This is a genomic window from Microbulbifer maximicatervae (SeqCode), assembly GCF_052467325.1.
Genome location: NZ_CP174310.1, coordinates 540,318 through 555,710 on the forward strand (window position 1 = coordinate 540,318; position 15,393 = coordinate 555,710).

The following is a 15,393-nucleotide window of genomic DNA, read 5'->3' on the forward strand; positions in this document are numbered from 1 at the left end:
AAGCAGCTTTAGGTGAGGTAAGTGTGTAGGGATGGTTAGTCATATTAAGGTACATGAATAAACGGAGCTTTTGTATCGAAAATTCCGTTGGCTAAATTAAATTTAACTGTCATTCATACCATAATTTTTTTTACCAAGTGCATTTGGTGATAGAGGTGGTGAAGGTTGTAGGAGTAACTTCTTTATCTTACTGATAATATGATGCTTAATAAGTTATTTGCGTATGATAGTAAAATATGCGCAATACCAGAAATCTGCAGGCTCGATTTTTTGATTGGTTTTTAGTTGTCTCTGAGTAGTGGTTTGTCTCTTAAAATAAAGGAAAATTCTAAATGAACAACATACTCAAGGTCGTTACTTGTCTGGCTTTCTCAATGATCATTTATAGTCAGGTTTGGGCTATTGATATTCTTGCTCACAGGGGGGCATCTGGTGAGTACCCCCAGGGTACAGCCCTGGCTTTTGATATGGCATTAGAGCAGGGAGCAGATATCCTCGAGTTAGATATACATCTGTCGAAAGATCAATACATTATTATCAATCATGATGTAGACCTTAAAGAGAATACAGGTGTTGCGGATAAAATTGAAGATTTGACTTTAGGCGAAATTAAGGCCTTAGATGCTGGACACGAATTCTCCCCGGATAATGGCAGCACTTACCCGTTCCGCAATCAAGGGCATACACTCTTAACTTTGAATGAGCTGTTTGAACGCTACCCCAGCGCTATATTTAATATTGAAATCAAGCCAAATGATAAAGTGCTGTCGGAAATACTATGGCAAGTAATTGTTGATTATAGAATGGAGCAGCAAGTCACGGTGGCTAGTCAGCATAACAAGGCAATGGGGCATTTTCGTGATATCAGCGGAGGATATATTAGGACTAGCGCAACTATTGGGGAACTTATAGAAGCGAGCCTTGCCTGGAGTTCGGGGTTTGGATGGGCTTTTAAACCGGATTTTGATGTTGCCCAATTACCATACAGTATCACGACGAAGCCTTATGTTCGTTTTTTTCAGAGTAAAGGTGTGGCGGTGGATCTTTGGACTGTTAACGACATGGAGGATATCGAGCGCAGTATATCGCTCGGTGTAGACGGGATTATTGGCGATTTTCCCGGGCGGGTCTACCAAGCACTTGAGAGTGCTGGTGAGCGTTAGCAATATTCACGAAACATCAAGATTTTCTTTATTGCTAACATTGACTCATACAAGGCCGGCTTCGTGCTGGTTTTGTGTGAGAGGTTTAAATTCTAAATGGCTGGTTTTAGTCAGAGTATAGATGCTTAGTACCTGCGATTTGAAGCAACAATAATAAGGTGGGGTAACATCTGTACAGATTTAGTTAGTACTTTTTTGGTGCTATTGGGTTATTTTTGCAGCGTAATTGATTGACTCTAAGCTGTACCATGGTGCAATAATAACAGAGATGCTAGCTGATAACTAGTACGAGGGTTGTAATTGTGAAAAAATTGTGAATTTCTTGCATGAGATATATGTCTCAAAAGTGGTGGGAGACCAATTACATACAATTACATTGCTTCTAATTTTAGGTGATTATTTTTCGCTCAATGTCATGGGTAGAGTAAATTCCACTCTGGCACCAATTTTTTACCCTGCATACTTATTGAATTTTGACTTTTAAGCCTCTAAAGCAAATCGAATTAATTCGATTTTGTGCGACAATTTCAAAAAATGTACTTAGAATGGCCCCACTGATAAATTGAGTCACAAATCTTCCTGCAGAATATCTTTATGTGACTTAATTCACAGGAGAAACTGCGTTTATTGAATAGGGATGAACAATGAACTCTTTACCTTCATCAGCTGCCGGCATGGGACTTAAAACCTTTGGTCAATCTGGTTCTGGTCGTTCAATAGTAGCTAATGACCAACTTCATCAAATGCTGGAGGGGTTTCAGGAGCTTAGCCGTGTACCTAGTAGCGATGGCTACCATGCCCTTGCATTGACTAATGCAGTAAATGGCTTAAGAGGAGCTGCCGCACCGGTTAATTCCTACTTAAAGAATGGAAGTGCAACTCGAAGGTGTATTGTTGGGGATGGTTTTGAGATTGAGTATGAATTAATCAATTACTATGGTGGACCGCAGACTGATGTTGTTATTCTTGATATTCGATTAGCAAGGCGTGAAGCGGAAAAGGAGCGGCGGGCTGCCCTTTGGGAGATTGAGTGGGAATCTAAAGATAGTGGTGGTAGCTGGTCAAGAAAAGAGGATCCAGCTATGTTTTTAAATACAAGCGGCAATGTAACAGGCAAGAAGGACTCTCCATTAAAAATTGGTATCAATGGATATTGTAAGGATTTAAATCATGCTGCTGAAATCTTACCATCCCATATTACTCGAGGTGATACTGTAGAATTAGAAAAATTGCAGGGTAAAGGTTATACCCTCTTTTACGTGCCACAAGATGGCACTGCAAAGGCAGGTTGGCGATATGTTAAAAATCTAGGGCGTGGTACTACTGCAAAGGATATGGAAGCTGCAAGGATTCTTGCCGGATATATGAAAGAGGCGCATGACAAAGGTCTATATGTTGACTGGATAAGTCATCGGGGTGGTTCAAAAGTGCTAACTAAAGCTATGGAACAACTTGCGTTAAGGCGGGTGAACGTAGATGAGAAGCAAACAATATTTCTTAGTGATGCTACTTCAAGTCATTATGTGGCCGATAATTTACGCCGTAAGGTTGGGATGAATACACAGGATTCTACATGGTTTAAGGCCACCCCCGGTGTTGCCCAGGTTGTCGGTGGCTCGGAATTGGGGCTCGGAAATATAGCGATGGCGGTAAGTGCGCTTTGCAGGGCATCAACGGGCGAAGATCGTATCAATAAGTTCGTAGATGCTGGACAGTCGGCCACAAATTTCTATAAAGAGGCTAAAAAAGTAGCTACTCCGACAATTTTGGCTGTCTCTACGGCGGTGTCCGCATCAACAATGGGGTATTCTTTTGCTGGAACAAAGGCGCTACTTGTTGCGCTTGGCGCCAAAGGGTTGAAACTTGCCGCTAGTACAACATTAGCAAGTATTCCAAGCCTTAATGAGCAGTATCATAGTGGGGCAACCATGCCTCTAAAGCAATTATTGCAGAAAAGTTTGGCCAAGAAATAGGATTTATATGAGTTTTTTAAAAGAGGTTTTCCCCCGAGGGCCAAATTTTCGTAGTGCGAGAAGAGTTGAGAAAATTTTATCTGGCTCTAAACTTTCTTTTATGGTGCCTCCTCCTGCCGACCCATTTTCCTCTGCTCAAAAATGGGAAGTGGAGCCAGATGAGATCGATATTCTTAACACTAAGAATTTTCAACCAATTTCATACCGTTCGAGTATGAATTTGGATGATAAAATTGATTTTCCACATATAAGTTATTTAAGGATATTCTCTAGCTGTTGGGGGTTTAAGGGAGTGCCCATTATTGGGGGGTATAGTGGTAATGTTAGATTGATTATAGATGTTAATTCAGTTGAAGATATACCTGTAAATGAAAGCTTATTTGATTCAAGAGTGTTGGCAAAAGAAGTTTATCGTAAGTACGAATTAGAAGATTTACATGATTTTCATAAAGGATTAAATGATGACCTATTTGATTTAACTCAGTATCGCTGGCCTAGTTATTTAGGCCCTGTTAATTGTCAATGGGTAAAACAAGCCAATAAAAATTGGCTGTACTTTGAAAGTCAGCCTTTACGAAGAAAGTTTGACAAGCTTAGCTGGTATACAGCATTGACAGATAAGCATTTTCTGAGCATTAAATTTAATATTACACGCTCAGCTTCAAATTCCGGCAACTCATATCGGATAAATCAGCGTGTATCATGGAAAAATTACATTAGCTTTGCACAGCGTATTGTAGATTCTTTAGATTTAGTTCTTACTTCTGATTTATCAAAGCGACTTTATCAAGTTCAGGAGCAGTCAGGAGCTAAAGATAAGCCTATTTTATCGTTTAGCGCCAAGCAGGTTGAGGATGCAAAGTATGTGATGAGAATGTGGAGTGATTCAGGGTATACAGATCCAAGTAAAGGTGAGGGTGAGGACCATAGAGCCTCCGCTAGCGAAGTTTCTAGTTTTATCGATAAGCGTATACAGCCTAGACCTTTACATAATAGTTATCCCCTGGGAAATAAAATAGAAGTTGTATCCAGAATTCCCACAGAGTACCTCCATCAGCCTTTAATTCATCACGAGTGATGAGTTAGAGGGGCTTTTGTTAGGCCTCTATGGAGGACATAGTACAGTTCTTTTGGGTGAAAGTTTTACATGGGTTATTTTAAAGATATTTTTCCTCGTGGGCCGAATTTTCGTCGTGCGAGAAGAATTGATAAAACGCTATCCGGCTCTAAGCTTTCTTTTATGGTGCCTCCTCCGGCCGACCCATTTTCTTCTATTCAAAAGTGGGAGACAGAGCCTGATGAGTTTGATATTTTTGAGGCTAAGAATTTTCGCCCAATTTCATATTGCCCGGGTAAAGACTTGGATGATGAAATCGAGTTTCCTCCTATTAGGTATTTAAGAGTATTTTCAAGTTGTTGGGGGTTTAAGGGAATGCCAATTATAGGGGGGTATGGCGGCAAGATTGGGCTGGTTGTTGCTATTACATCAATAGAAGATCTTCCCATCAATGAAAGTTTATTTAATACAAGAGTGCTGGCAAAAGAAGTATATCGCCGGTATGAATTAGGAGATCTCCACACCTTTGATCCGGGATTGAAAAATGATCCTTTTGACTTGACCGAGTATCGCTGGCCTAGTTATTTGGGGCCCATTAATTGCCAGTGGGTGGAACAGGCTAATAAAAACTGGTTATATTTTGAGAGTCAACCTCTGCGAAATAAAATTGATAAAATTAGCTGGCATACTGCACTCACTGATAAGCATTTTTTGAGTTTTAGATTTAATATTACACGCTCCGCTTCGAATGCTGGTAACGCATATCGGATAAATCAATGCCTTTCATGGGAAAATTATATTAGTTTTGCACAGCGTATTATGGATTCCTTAGAGTTCGATCTTACTTCTGACTTATCCGATCGTCTTGTTAAAATTCAAGGTCAGTCTGAGGGTAATGATAAGCCGATTTTATCTTTTACATCCAGGCAAGTAAACGATGCAAAGTATGTGATGAGAATGTGGAGTGGCTCCGGATATGTTGCCCCTGGTAAAGATACGGATGACAATAGAGCCTCTGCCGATGAGGTTTCTAGTTTTATTGGCAGGCGTATTCAGCCTAGGCCATTGCATAATAGTTTCCCTTTGGGAGACAAAATAGAGGTTGCGTCTAGAATTCCTACTCAGAATCTTCATCATCCTTTAATTTATCAGGAATGAAGAGTCAAAGGGCTCCTCGATGAACCTCTATTCTTCTCAAGAGTCTGGATTTTATCATGCTTTTCTGAATGCAAGTCCTTTATGAGTTGTTTGAAAGAAATTTTCTCCCGTGGGCCGAACTTCCGTAGAGCTAGAAGAGTTGAAAAGACTCTATCTGGCTCTAAGCTTTCTTTCATGGTGCCTCCTCCATCAGACCCGTTATCCTCCTCTCAAAAATGGGACGTGGAGCCTGAAGAGTTTGATATCTATGAGGCTAAAAGTTATCGCCCAATTTCATATCGATCAAGTAAGAACTTGGATGAGAAAATTAATTTTCCAGCCATTAAGTATTTAAAAATATTTTCAAGTTGTTGGGGAGTCAAGAGTAGACCTGTTCTTGGAGGGTACGGGGGGAATATTAAACTGTTTGCAACTGTTGTCTCAATAGAAGACCTTCCCATCAATGAAAGTTTATTTGATACAAACGTGTTGGCAAAGGAAGTTTACCGCAGATATGAATTGATAGATCTTCATAATTTCGACCCGGGCTTGAAAAAAGATCCATTTGACTTAACTCAATATCGATGGCCGAGCTATTTTGGTCCCATCAATTGTCAATGGGTAAAGCAGGATGGTAAGAGCTGGTTATACTTTGAAAGTCAGCCTTTACGAAATAAGCCCGATAGGATTAGCTGGCATACTGCATTAACAGATAAGCACTTTTTGAGTTTTAGGTTTGATATTACACGCTCAGCTTCGAATGCTGGTAATGCATACCGGGTGAATCAGTGTATTCCTTGGGAAGATCAAATAAGCTTTGCTCAGGATGTTGTGGATTCGTTATGCTTGAATCTTACTTCTGACTTGTCCGATCGACTTGTTAAAGTTCAAGCAGAGCCTGAGGCAAATGATAAACCAATTTTATCGTTTACTTCCCGGCAAGAGAGCGATGCCAAGCATGTGATGAGGATGTGGAGCAGCTCTGGGTATATCGCACCTGATCAAGGAGGGAGCGGTGATAATAGGGCCTCTGCTGATGAGGTCTCTACTTTTATCGATAAGCGTATTCAGCATAGACCTTTACATAATAGCTATCCTTTGGGGGATAAAATAGAGGTTGTATCAAGAATTCCCACAGAGTGCCTCCATCAGCCTTTAATTCATCAAGGATGACTAGCTAAAGGGCTTCTTGATAGGTCTGTGGACTGTAATGTCACTTTGCTTTTGGGTTGTGGTTTCACATGAGCTATTTGAAAAATATTTTTCCTGGGGCGAACCTTCTTAGTGTGATAAGGGACCAGAGAAACATGTCGGGCTTTAGGCTGTCTTTTGTTGGGTCTGCATTAGCCTGTCGTTTGTCCTATATTTGAATTGGGAGGGTTGAGTATAATAATTTAATATTCTTGAGACTGAGAATTTTTTTCAAGCCGAAAAGCTTTAAGTCGTGTTGAAGAGTCTAGGAGGAATATATAGCTTTTTTGGTAATTCTTTGCTTTCTTTATCGAAGGCAAGGTCGGGGCGCTTTGAGTTTGGAAAGTTTGAGTTGATGAAGTTCCAGTCGGATGCGGACTCTAAAGCACCCGTTACCGTTATATATTCAGTTTTATGCCTTACTTTCTAGTTGGTATGCTGTGATTTCGCTATAGATTTGTTTTTAATCTTGAATATACGGATATGCTGACTGTTGTTTCTACTTTTTGAGTGATTTAAATCAAGCACTTAATGGTTTTAATAGGCTATGTACACAAGGGTTTTATTCTGCGCCAAGTTAGATTTCCTTCGGTAGTTGTCTGCAGATCGGAGAGCGTAAAGTCGTGGAGTGCTTTCAGGAATCCTATAGTCTTTGTGCATTAGCCTTATTTCTTTTAACCTGTAGTTAGATTAATATCTATTTTGTTCAGATATTTTATATCGGCCATTTGCTGGAGGGGAAATATGTATAATACTATCCTTTGCGCTATAGAGGCGTCTCAAGAAGGTAGGTATGTGTTGTCTAAAGCGGTAGAACTATCTAAGAAATTCGATAGTAAGTTGATAGTGTTAAATGTACTGCCTTATAGCTTCTTGCCCAAGGATTATCAAAAAGAGCTGAAAGAAAGCGCAATTCCAAAGTTTGAGGAGATTACAGAAGACTTTGGGGTTAGCAAAAGAAACCGAGCTCTTAAAGTTGGAAAGCCTTATGAGGTTATTTGCAAGGAAGCTGAAAAGAGGAATGTGGACCTGATAGTTCTGGGTACTCACTCCAAGAAAGGTTTGAGCTCCCTGATTGGTTCTACAGCCAATAGCATAGTGAACTATGCGCATTGCGATGTAACTTTAGTTCGGATCTAAGTTTTAGAGCCATAGATAGTTGGATCAAAATTCGCCTCGTAATCACACAATTCTTTGTGATGGTGCTTTTTAGTAGGCCGGGGCAAGCATATTTGCCCCGGCCTATTTTGATTACCGCAATTTAGTTGGAGGTAGCCTGAGGTGGGTGATCTGAGCCCTCGTTCTCGACGACATTGTCTTCTGTAGCGGGAGCGTTGCGTAAGACTAAAAAGCCAGCAGTTCCAGCGATAACCGATGCCAGTAAGATACCGGCCTTGGCTTGGATCAGAAGCTCATTTTGTGAGCTGAATGCTAGCTCGGCAATAAAAATGGACATGGTGAATCCGATACCTGCGAGTAATGCTACACCGATAATATGCTGAAAATTTGCTGCTTTGGGTAATTGCCCCCAGCCTAGTTTCCAGCCTATCCAGGTCGCCCCTACAATTCCGAGTAATTTGCCGACTACCAAGCCGAAAATAACCCCAAGAGTGACTGGGTTGAGTATAGCTTCAGAGCTACTGAAACTGTCGACCGGAATCCCCGCGTTAGCTAGTGCGAAGATTGGTATCACTACAAATCCAACCGGAATATGTAAGCGGGTTTCCATGCGTTGTAGTGGAGATTGGGCTAAGTTTACGCCATTACCCAGGCCCATTACTCGGGCTCGTAAATCGTCATTAGCGATAATTTTGTCACCTGGGCGGAAGCAGCGGTCAAAACTTCGAATTATATCTTTCACGAAGGTGCTAAATGCTACAGGGTCGTATTTGGGTTTGGCAGGTAATGCCATGGCAGTAATCACGCCCGCAAGAGTAGCGTGAACACCGGCTGAGTGAAGACCATACCATAACAGGCCGCCAACGAAGACGTAGGCTGCGGATCGGCGTATACCAGCGGCATTGAGTAGGCCTAGTACCATAACCAGGCCGCCTGAAACGATAAGCGCAGTCATGTTTACTTGTTCGGTGTACCAGACGGCAATAACGAGAATCGCCCCCAGGTCGTCTACGATAGCCAGTGCAACCAAAAAGGTTACTACTGCACGTGGTACTCGGTTACCTAGAAGTGCGATACAGCCCACGGCAAAGGCTATGTCTGTTGCCATCGGGATGCCCCAGCCTGGACCAGCTTCTGTACCTGAGTTAAGGGAGCTGTACAGTAAGGCTGGCACTACCATCCCGCCAATAGCGGCCATCACAGGCAGTACCGCTTGGCGAAGATCTGAGAGTTCTCCCACAAGAAATTCTCGCTTTAGCTCGAGGCCAACTAGAAAGAAAAAGATGGCCATTAGGCCGTCATTAATCCAGTGGTGCAGGGAAAGGGAAAAGGTCCAGCCCCCAGCACCTATGGCAATAGGCATATGAAGAAGGTGCTTGTAGGTTTCCTGCAGTGGGGAGTTAGCAACGATCAAAGCGATAAGCGCAGAAAGCATTAGCAAAATACCGCTGCTACTTTGTCGATGAATAAATTCCTCAAAAGGAGTAACCAGGCGACCAAATGCCTCTTCTAGCGGGGCTTCAAAAATTTTTCCTTTGCGAATTTTAAACCTATTTAAAACCCCTTTACTCATCGGCGAGAATCCTCCTTTCTTGGCTAAACCCTACGAAATATAGGGCTGTTATTTCTCACTTTAGGAGGGAGAGATTATCATGGATCTTGTATTTTTAACTAGATTAAAAGGTGTCATTCGGAGGTTGGTTGCAAGGGGGGGCAATAAGTTTCATGCAGTTGCTGGTGGGCGTTGTTAATTTATTGTTAATACTCTAATGTCCAAAGGGTGATTCTATATGTAGCTCTTGGTATTGGCGATTTGAACTTGGTTGTCGGTTTTTTGCCGTGAATGACATTAGTAAGATGGCCGTTAATTGTGTATTGATGGGCTGGGGTTGCAGCGGAGAATTATTTGTTATTTTGGCCTCAATAAGGATTTGTCTATATGCGCATAGATAAATAGATATGGGGCTTGAACAAATTTACTCTCTTCGCCTCTACTCGGTTGGTTTGGTCATAATTCGACTCTAAGTTTCCAAGCAGTTGAAGGTAGAGGTTCCCAGGGGGCATTTTTATATGGGCGGGAAGGATTGCAGTGCTGAAGTGAATTCACTCTTTGGTGATTTTATTGGTGGCCCATCAGGAGCTGGGCTCTCAATTAGTGACAATCTGAGGGGGATGACAATGACTGAATTATTAGGTCGGAGTTTTAGGTGAGAGTTTGCATTGCAAAACAGGAATATGCTTACTTGCACAGAGAGCAAAAAGATCCTTTTATATAAATTGCTTGAGCTTTAGAGGCTGGGTGAAGTGGCAATTTCAAAGAAGCTTATATTTTGTTGTTAGTGATTTGATATGAGTTCGTTTTCTTCTGAAAGTGGGAATATTTATATTTCGCAAGGTCAAAGGAGTTCAGTCCTATCTTAACGTTAGTGGAGGGGTTAATAGTTAAAACCAGGTGCAGACTTTCCTGTAGAGAGTAGGCTCGGGATACAATCAAAGAAACGCTCTTGTATTATTCAGCCTCGGTTTAAATGCAGGTGCTAGAGGGGTGTTCCTGCAGATGTCGCTGAAAAGTTCGTGAACTACGTCCCAATGAGAGTTTACTGACCGGACTATTTTTCTAATCTGATTTTCCTGCAAAGGAAATTTACCCCTTGCTTCTTATGCACTCAAGGCTTTGGATTGAATAGACACGTTATAACAAGGGGCTTTACGCTGGCCACTCAAATACTCGATAATTGGCGCCCATACCACAGGCAGACATTTGTACAGGGTACAGTGAAGTGTCTTGTACCGGTGGCATTAGGAATTGTATTCAAGACGTGGAGTGATCAGTGACGGCTACAGTTGAGCAAAAAGCGACCAATGTTCATTGGCATGAGGGTGATGTCACCCGTGAAAACCGGGCGAGCATCCTCGGCCACAAAGGCGTGACCCTTTGGTTTACCGGCCTTTCGGGCTCTGGTAAGAGCACTGTGGCTGTTGCGGTAGAGAAGGCTCTGGCTGCGCGTGGCGTGCTTAGCTACCGTCTGGATGGCGATAACATCCGCTTGGGCATCAACTCTAATCTTGGCTTCTCGGCTGAAGACCGCCAGGAAAATATCCGTCGTGTAGGCGAAATTTCCAAGTTGTTCGCAGATACTGGCGTGGTTGTTCTATCCAGTTTTATCAGTCCATACCGCGAAGATCGCGATTTGGTAAGAAAGATGCACGAAGCAGGTGACCTTCCTTACATGGAGGTATTCGTAGATTGCCCGCTGAAGGAAGCTGAGGCGCGTGATCCCAAAGGTCTGTATAAGAAAGCCCGCGCAGGTGAGATCAAAGGCTTTACTGGTATTGATGACCCCTATGAGGCGCCAGTTTCACCTGAGTTACACCTGAACACTGCTGAGATGACTCTTGAGGAGGAGGTTGAAGTGATTCTCTCTACTCTCCAGGAGAAAGGTATTATCGCTAAAGACTAAGCGGTACTATTCGTGAGAAGGGAGATCATTCGGTCTCCCTTTTTTGTTTTTGTCACAAAGATATTTGCGCTGTTGCGCATTGCTCAACAAGTCCTTCCTATCTTCAAGTCTCTCTTGGCGCCAACTGTCAGTAGCCTGGGACATCCGTTCATATACTCAAGCTGTACAGAAAGTGATGTTCCCTGTGGAGGCGCTTATGTCCGTAAGGAGAGGCTGGATACTCTCTATTTTGCTCTTGGTGCTAATAGGCCTGGGGGCGGCAGCATGGTATGGGTATAATCAGCTGCCAAAAGTCCATGGGAGCGTAGATGCTCCGGTGTTGGGTGTTCCTGAAGGGGGGCTGGACTATCAACCTATAGCTGCCTACTCCGGCCCTCATCCGAGAATGATGTCCCGCCCGCCTGAATATTTTCCCTTTCCTATTGGGTTAGGGGAGTTGGGACCTGTGGAGACTCTATTTAGTGGCCCGTCTAGGTACCCTCTCTATTGCGGGAAAAACAATATTACAAATAAGCAGCCCCTGGTAGACAACCAAAATGGGGAAGGGGTGCCCATTTTTGCTCTAAACGATAAGGGCAGGAAGACAAAAGAGGTTATTGGGTATAGCCGGGATTGCAGTCACGCTACTGAAGTTACCTATTTTTATCGAAGCACTACCGATGGCCAGTTTCACTATATGCATGAGGCCAGAAATGATATCGACAAAGTGACGGTAAACGGAAAACAGGTGGATTTTATTGTTCGCGTGGAGACGGGCACGATCAATCGTCACTTTTATGCGATAGCTGTGTTAAGGGGAGAGGGTGAGTCTGCGAGTAAGCCAAGTGGTAGCAATTGGAATAAACGGTTGATTTATCAGTTTCGTGGTGGCGTGGGTATAGGGGGGCGCCAGGGAAAGATTAACAAAGGAGATATCACCACGCGGCGAATGGATGAGCTTGCGCGCGGTTATGCGATTGTCTATTCGACCGCCAATCAGACTAGAAATCACTACAATATGTGGCTGGCGGAAGACACTGCTCGCAGAGTAAAAAAGCAATTTGAATCGTTGTACGGTGAACCGATGTACACGGTTGGTATTGGGGGGTCAGGGGGGGCGATTCAGCAGTATCTATTTGCACAGAATGCTCCTGGCCTTTTGGATGCCGCTATCCCCCTCTATTCCTATCCGGATATGGTATCCCAAACTATTTACGCCTTTGACTGTGAGCCGCTGGAGTATTTCTTTGACATAGTGGATAGTTCGAATCAGCGTTGGAAAAAAGCTGAAGAGCGGACTGTTATTCAGGGGTTGGCAGCCAGTGAAAATGGATCGAGCAAATTTGGAGTGCTGAGCTTTTTCGCTGGGATTTTTGATAGCCGCTACCGAAATAAGATGCAAGGAAGTACTGAGTGCGTTGAGGGGTGGCGAGGCTTGGTACCACTGGTCAACAATCCTAACTTTGTTCACTTTGCGAAGAGTTTTGCATCGGAACTTGTCCCAAAAGTACATTGGACTCACTGGGAAGACCTGCGACAGTTTTATGGTGCCAGTGCATCGGGGTATGCAAATAGCTCTTGGGATAATGAGGGGGTTCAATACGGACTAAAAGCCCTGGTGAATGGCGAAATTAACATAGATACATTTCTACGCGTTAATGCTGCTGTAGGTGGCTGGAAAGCACCAGAAAATCAGAGCCAAGAGCAATTGTGGTTTATGAATGGAAATATGTTTCCTGTTCGCCTATCTCTTTGGAGTGAGCAAAACCTTAATATGGGAACACTTCAAAACCCGGCGAAGCGCAGTCGAGCAAGCCTGGAGACTATTAATGGGATATATCGTTCCGGCCATGTTTTCCTCGGAGATGTAGAGATCCCCATCATTGATTTACGGCATTACTTGGATAAAGAGCCGGATATGCACCATAGCTCAGCATCTTTCTCTGCACGCGAGCGTATTCGGCGCGCTCGTGGGCATGCAGAAAATCAATTGATCTGGATGAGTGACAAAGGTTATAACCCATTGCATGAGGCGCTAGACCTTATTGATCGCTGGATGCTGAACATTATGAAAAATCCAGGTAAAGGTGTGGTGGAAAACCGTCCGGATGATGCTAATGATCGATGCTTCGACAAGAAAGGAAATTTGCTGGCGTCAGGGGATGATGTCTGGAATGGTTCCTGGAACAGCCAAGCTCCTGGTAAATGTATGAGGGTATACCCGATCCATAGTACCTCAAGACAAGTGGCGGGAGCGCCAGTGACTGATGATGTCTTTAAGTGTGCACTGCAGCCGGTTGAGCGAGCTTTGGCGAAGGGTATTTATGGTCCATTCACAGAGGAAATTTCTAGTCGTGTAGTAGATCTAAAGCGGATTTTTCCAACCGGTGTGTGCAATTATAATGAGCAAGACCTTGCCCGCCCTAAAGAGCAGTTGATACCGAGGGAGATACCAGTGAAGATTGCCGGTCATCTACTTGACCCTGACTATCGTCAGGGGAAGGTATTGCAAGGGGCAAGCACTGATGAGGTGGAAATGAGAGGAATGCCAGTCTCTTTACCAGACGATTCGGACGAAAATTGACCGCGTATAAATATTTGGCGCGAAAATTGTTGACAGAAATCTACAGTCGGGTAATATTCGCCTCGCTCAAGGGGGCACGGCCTCAAAAACAAAGAGCAGCGGGTGGTTAGCTCAGTTGGGAGAGCGACGGCCTTACAAGCCGTAGGTCACAGGTTCGACCCCTGTACCACCCACCAAACTTCCCAAAGGAAGTTTGCTACCGAGGACCGGTAGTTCAGTTGGTTAGAATGCCGGCCTGTCACGCCGGAGGTCGCGGGTTCGAGTCCCGTCCGGTCCGCCAGACACAAAAAAGCCCTCACATGCGAGGGCTTTTTTGTGTCTGGCCGTTGCAGGTTTAGCTCTATTGCTGGACCTTGTGATTGACGCGGACTTTTTTTTGGTCGGCAGACTCGTAAAGGGCTTGGGTTAGTGCTCTCTATGTAAGTGGTCCATTCTTCTTTTTTGGTTCAAGCTTTTCTTTAATTTTTCCGAAAAGGCTAAGAGCATCATTTCTATCATTTGCGTGAAAGTTTCCGGCCTCTTTGAGGAAGGGTATCCAAGTAGTCTCTGAAATATCTCTGCGGGTTTTGAGAGTCCGCGAGGTTTGAGGGGGGGGTGGGGTTGCTCGGGGTTCCCTGGCTTGATGCTTGTGGGTATTTTGCGATACACAATTATCATTCTTTCCTAGTTAATAGTCTTGCATGGTTGCTCAATGCTTTCTGGTTTCCTGTCTTGTTTAAATGTTGATGCTTTTACAAAAGCTGCACTGGAAGTCCCTTATCAGTTGGTGGGTAGTGATTTATTTCCTGGTATAGAGCTATGGGTGAGAAGAGATGACCTTCTTGACCCGCTAATCTCTGGCAATAAAGCCTATAAACTTCTTTATAACCTATTGGAGCTAGAGGCTCGTCAATTGAGGACCGTTGTAACTTGCGGTGGAGCCTGGTCGAATCATGTTCATGCTGTTGCAGCTGCGGGGGCTCGTTTTGGTTTTGACACAGTGGGTGTAATTCGAGGGGAGCGAGCGCATAGGTTAAGTGCAACTTTACAAGATGCAGAGCGTTTCGGGATGAAGTTGATTTTTGTCTCCAGAGAGCAATATCGTCGAAGAGGGGAGGCGAGCTTCATTAGTGAAATTGGAGTGGACGAGGAGTCGGCGTTATTTGTTCCCGAAGGGGGATCTAACTATATAGGCGTGAGGGGGGCAAGGGTTCTAGGTGAAATAATTTTAAGGAGTGCTCCAGTCGGATTTGATCAGGTCTGGACGGCTTGTGGTACAGGAGCTACTTTCGCGGGGCTAGCCTCAGGCCTCAAGGGTATTTCGACAGTGGGTGTTGAAGTGTTAAAGGCGGGAAACAGTATATTGAGAGATGCTGCTACCTGGTTGCCCCAGGAGGGAGAAATCGCACGTCTTGACGCAGCTCATAAGATCCTTACAGACGAAGCAGGCGGCATTCACCACCGGCTGCTTTCGGGTTATCACTGTGGAGGTTATGCAAAGTACCCGGAGGAGTTGCGGCGATTTCAGGACGAGTTAGAGGTTGAGACGGGTATTCCACTAGACCCAGTTTATACAGCTAAGTTGCTATTTGCATTATCAAATAGTGCAAAAAATAGTCGGCTTCGAAAGGGTAGTAAGATATTAGCTATCCACTCAGGAGGATTGCAGGGCCGACGTGGTATTGCTTGAACATCTGCTATTTTTCGGTAAGCCAGCGATCAATGGAACTACGGTGTTCGACTCATCTAT

10 protein-coding genes and 2 tRNA genes are annotated in these 15,393 nt (G+C 43.8%); 11 read left to right on the forward strand and 1 reads right to left on the reverse strand.

Annotated elements, in window-relative coordinates:
- Positions 1-332: 332 nt before the first annotated feature.
- The 6 genes from ACJJIE_RS02760 (at position 333) to ACJJIE_RS02785 (ending at position 7,661) form a co-directional block, all read left to right on the forward strand.
- Positions 333-1,163 carry a glycerophosphodiester phosphodiesterase family protein gene (locus ACJJIE_RS02760; RefSeq protein ID WP_444893472.1) on the forward strand — a complete coding sequence of 277 codons (831 nt, stop codon included), beginning with the start codon at positions 333-335 and terminating at the stop codon, positions 1,161-1,163.
- Between the two features lie 644 nt (positions 1,164-1,807).
- Entirely contained in the window at positions 1,808-3,136 is a 1,329-nt protein-coding gene (locus tag ACJJIE_RS02765) for a hypothetical protein (protein ID WP_282932279.1), read from the forward strand.
- A 7-nt stretch (positions 3,137-3,143) separates the two neighbouring features.
- Positions 3,144-4,214, forward strand: a complete 1,071-nt coding sequence (locus ACJJIE_RS02770) for a hypothetical protein (RefSeq protein WP_282932280.1) — start codon at positions 3,144-3,146, stop codon at positions 4,212-4,214.
- 69 nt (positions 4,215-4,283) lie between these two features.
- Positions 4,284-5,351 carry a hypothetical protein gene (locus tag ACJJIE_RS02775; RefSeq protein ID WP_444893473.1) on the forward strand — a complete coding sequence of 356 codons (1,068 nt, stop codon included), beginning with the start codon at positions 4,284-4,286 and terminating at the stop codon, positions 5,349-5,351.
- A 90-nt stretch (positions 5,352-5,441) separates the two neighbouring features.
- Entirely contained in the window at positions 5,442-6,503 is a 1,062-nt protein-coding gene (locus tag ACJJIE_RS02780; protein WP_444893474.1) for a hypothetical protein, read from the forward strand.
- Between the two features lie 762 nt (positions 6,504-7,265).
- Complete coding sequence (locus ACJJIE_RS02785; protein WP_282932283.1) at positions 7,266-7,661, forward strand: universal stress protein; 396 nt, start codon at positions 7,266-7,268, stop codon at positions 7,659-7,661.
- Between the two features lie 121 nt (positions 7,662-7,782).
- Here the strand turns inward: ACJJIE_RS02785 and nhaA are convergent, their stop codons facing one another.
- Positions 7,783-9,213 (reverse strand): Na+/H+ antiporter NhaA, encoded by a 1,431-nt coding sequence (gene nhaA / locus ACJJIE_RS02790; protein ID WP_282932284.1) that lies wholly within the window; start codon positions 9,211-9,213, stop codon positions 7,783-7,785.
- 1,258 nt (positions 9,214-10,471) lie between these two features.
- Here nhaA and cysC point away from each other — a divergent pair.
- The 5 genes from cysC to ACJJIE_RS02815 all read left to right on the forward strand — a co-directional run bounded on the left by cysC (position 10,472) and on the right by ACJJIE_RS02815 (position 15,333).
- A complete protein-coding gene (cysC, locus tag ACJJIE_RS02795) occupies positions 10,472-11,101 on the forward strand; it encodes an adenylyl-sulfate kinase (protein WP_282932285.1) in 630 nt (209 codons plus the stop codon).
- Positions 11,102-11,297: 196 nt separating this feature from the next.
- Entirely contained in the window at positions 11,298-13,664 is a 2,367-nt protein-coding gene (locus tag ACJJIE_RS02800) for a DUF6351 family protein (RefSeq protein ID WP_444893475.1), read from the forward strand.
- Between the two features lie 100 nt (positions 13,665-13,764).
- A tRNA-Val gene (locus tag ACJJIE_RS02805) sits at positions 13,765-13,840 on the forward strand.
- A gap of 27 nt (positions 13,841-13,867) precedes the next feature.
- Positions 13,868-13,944, forward strand: a tRNA-Asp gene (locus ACJJIE_RS02810).
- A gap of 411 nt (positions 13,945-14,355) precedes the next feature.
- Positions 14,356-15,333 carry a 1-aminocyclopropane-1-carboxylate deaminase/D-cysteine desulfhydrase gene (locus tag ACJJIE_RS02815; RefSeq protein WP_444893476.1) on the forward strand — a complete coding sequence of 326 codons (978 nt, stop codon included), beginning with the start codon at positions 14,356-14,358 and terminating at the stop codon, positions 15,331-15,333.
- Positions 15,334-15,393 lie beyond the last annotated feature (60 nt).

Excerpts from the sequence above, each read along its gene's own strand:
- ACJJIE_RS02760 (WP_444893472.1), top strand. The coding sequence starts at position 333 with ATGAACAACATACTCAAGGTCGTTACTTGTCTGGCTTTCTCAATGATC.
- ACJJIE_RS02765 (WP_282932279.1), top strand. The coding sequence starts at position 1,808 with ATGAACTCTTTACCTTCATCAGCTGCCGGCATGGGACTTAAAACCTTT.
- ACJJIE_RS02770 (WP_282932280.1), top strand. The coding sequence starts at position 3,144 with ATGAGTTTTTTAAAAGAGGTTTTCCCCCGAGGGCCAAATTTTCGTAGT.
- ACJJIE_RS02775 (WP_444893473.1), top strand. The coding sequence starts at position 4,284 with ATGGGTTATTTTAAAGATATTTTTCCTCGTGGGCCGAATTTTCGTCGT.
- ACJJIE_RS02785 (WP_282932283.1), top strand. The coding sequence starts at position 7,266 with ATGTATAATACTATCCTTTGCGCTATAGAGGCGTCTCAAGAAGGTAGG.
- nhaA (WP_282932284.1), bottom strand. The coding sequence starts at position 9,213 with ATGAGTAAAGGGGTTTTAAATAGGTTTAAAATTCGCAAAGGAAAAATT.
- ACJJIE_RS02800 (WP_444893475.1), top strand. The coding sequence starts at position 11,298 with ATGTCCGTAAGGAGAGGCTGGATACTCTCTATTTTGCTCTTGGTGCTA.
- ACJJIE_RS02815 (WP_444893476.1), top strand. The coding sequence starts at position 14,356 with ATGCTTTCTGGTTTCCTGTCTTGTTTAAATGTTGATGCTTTTACAAAA.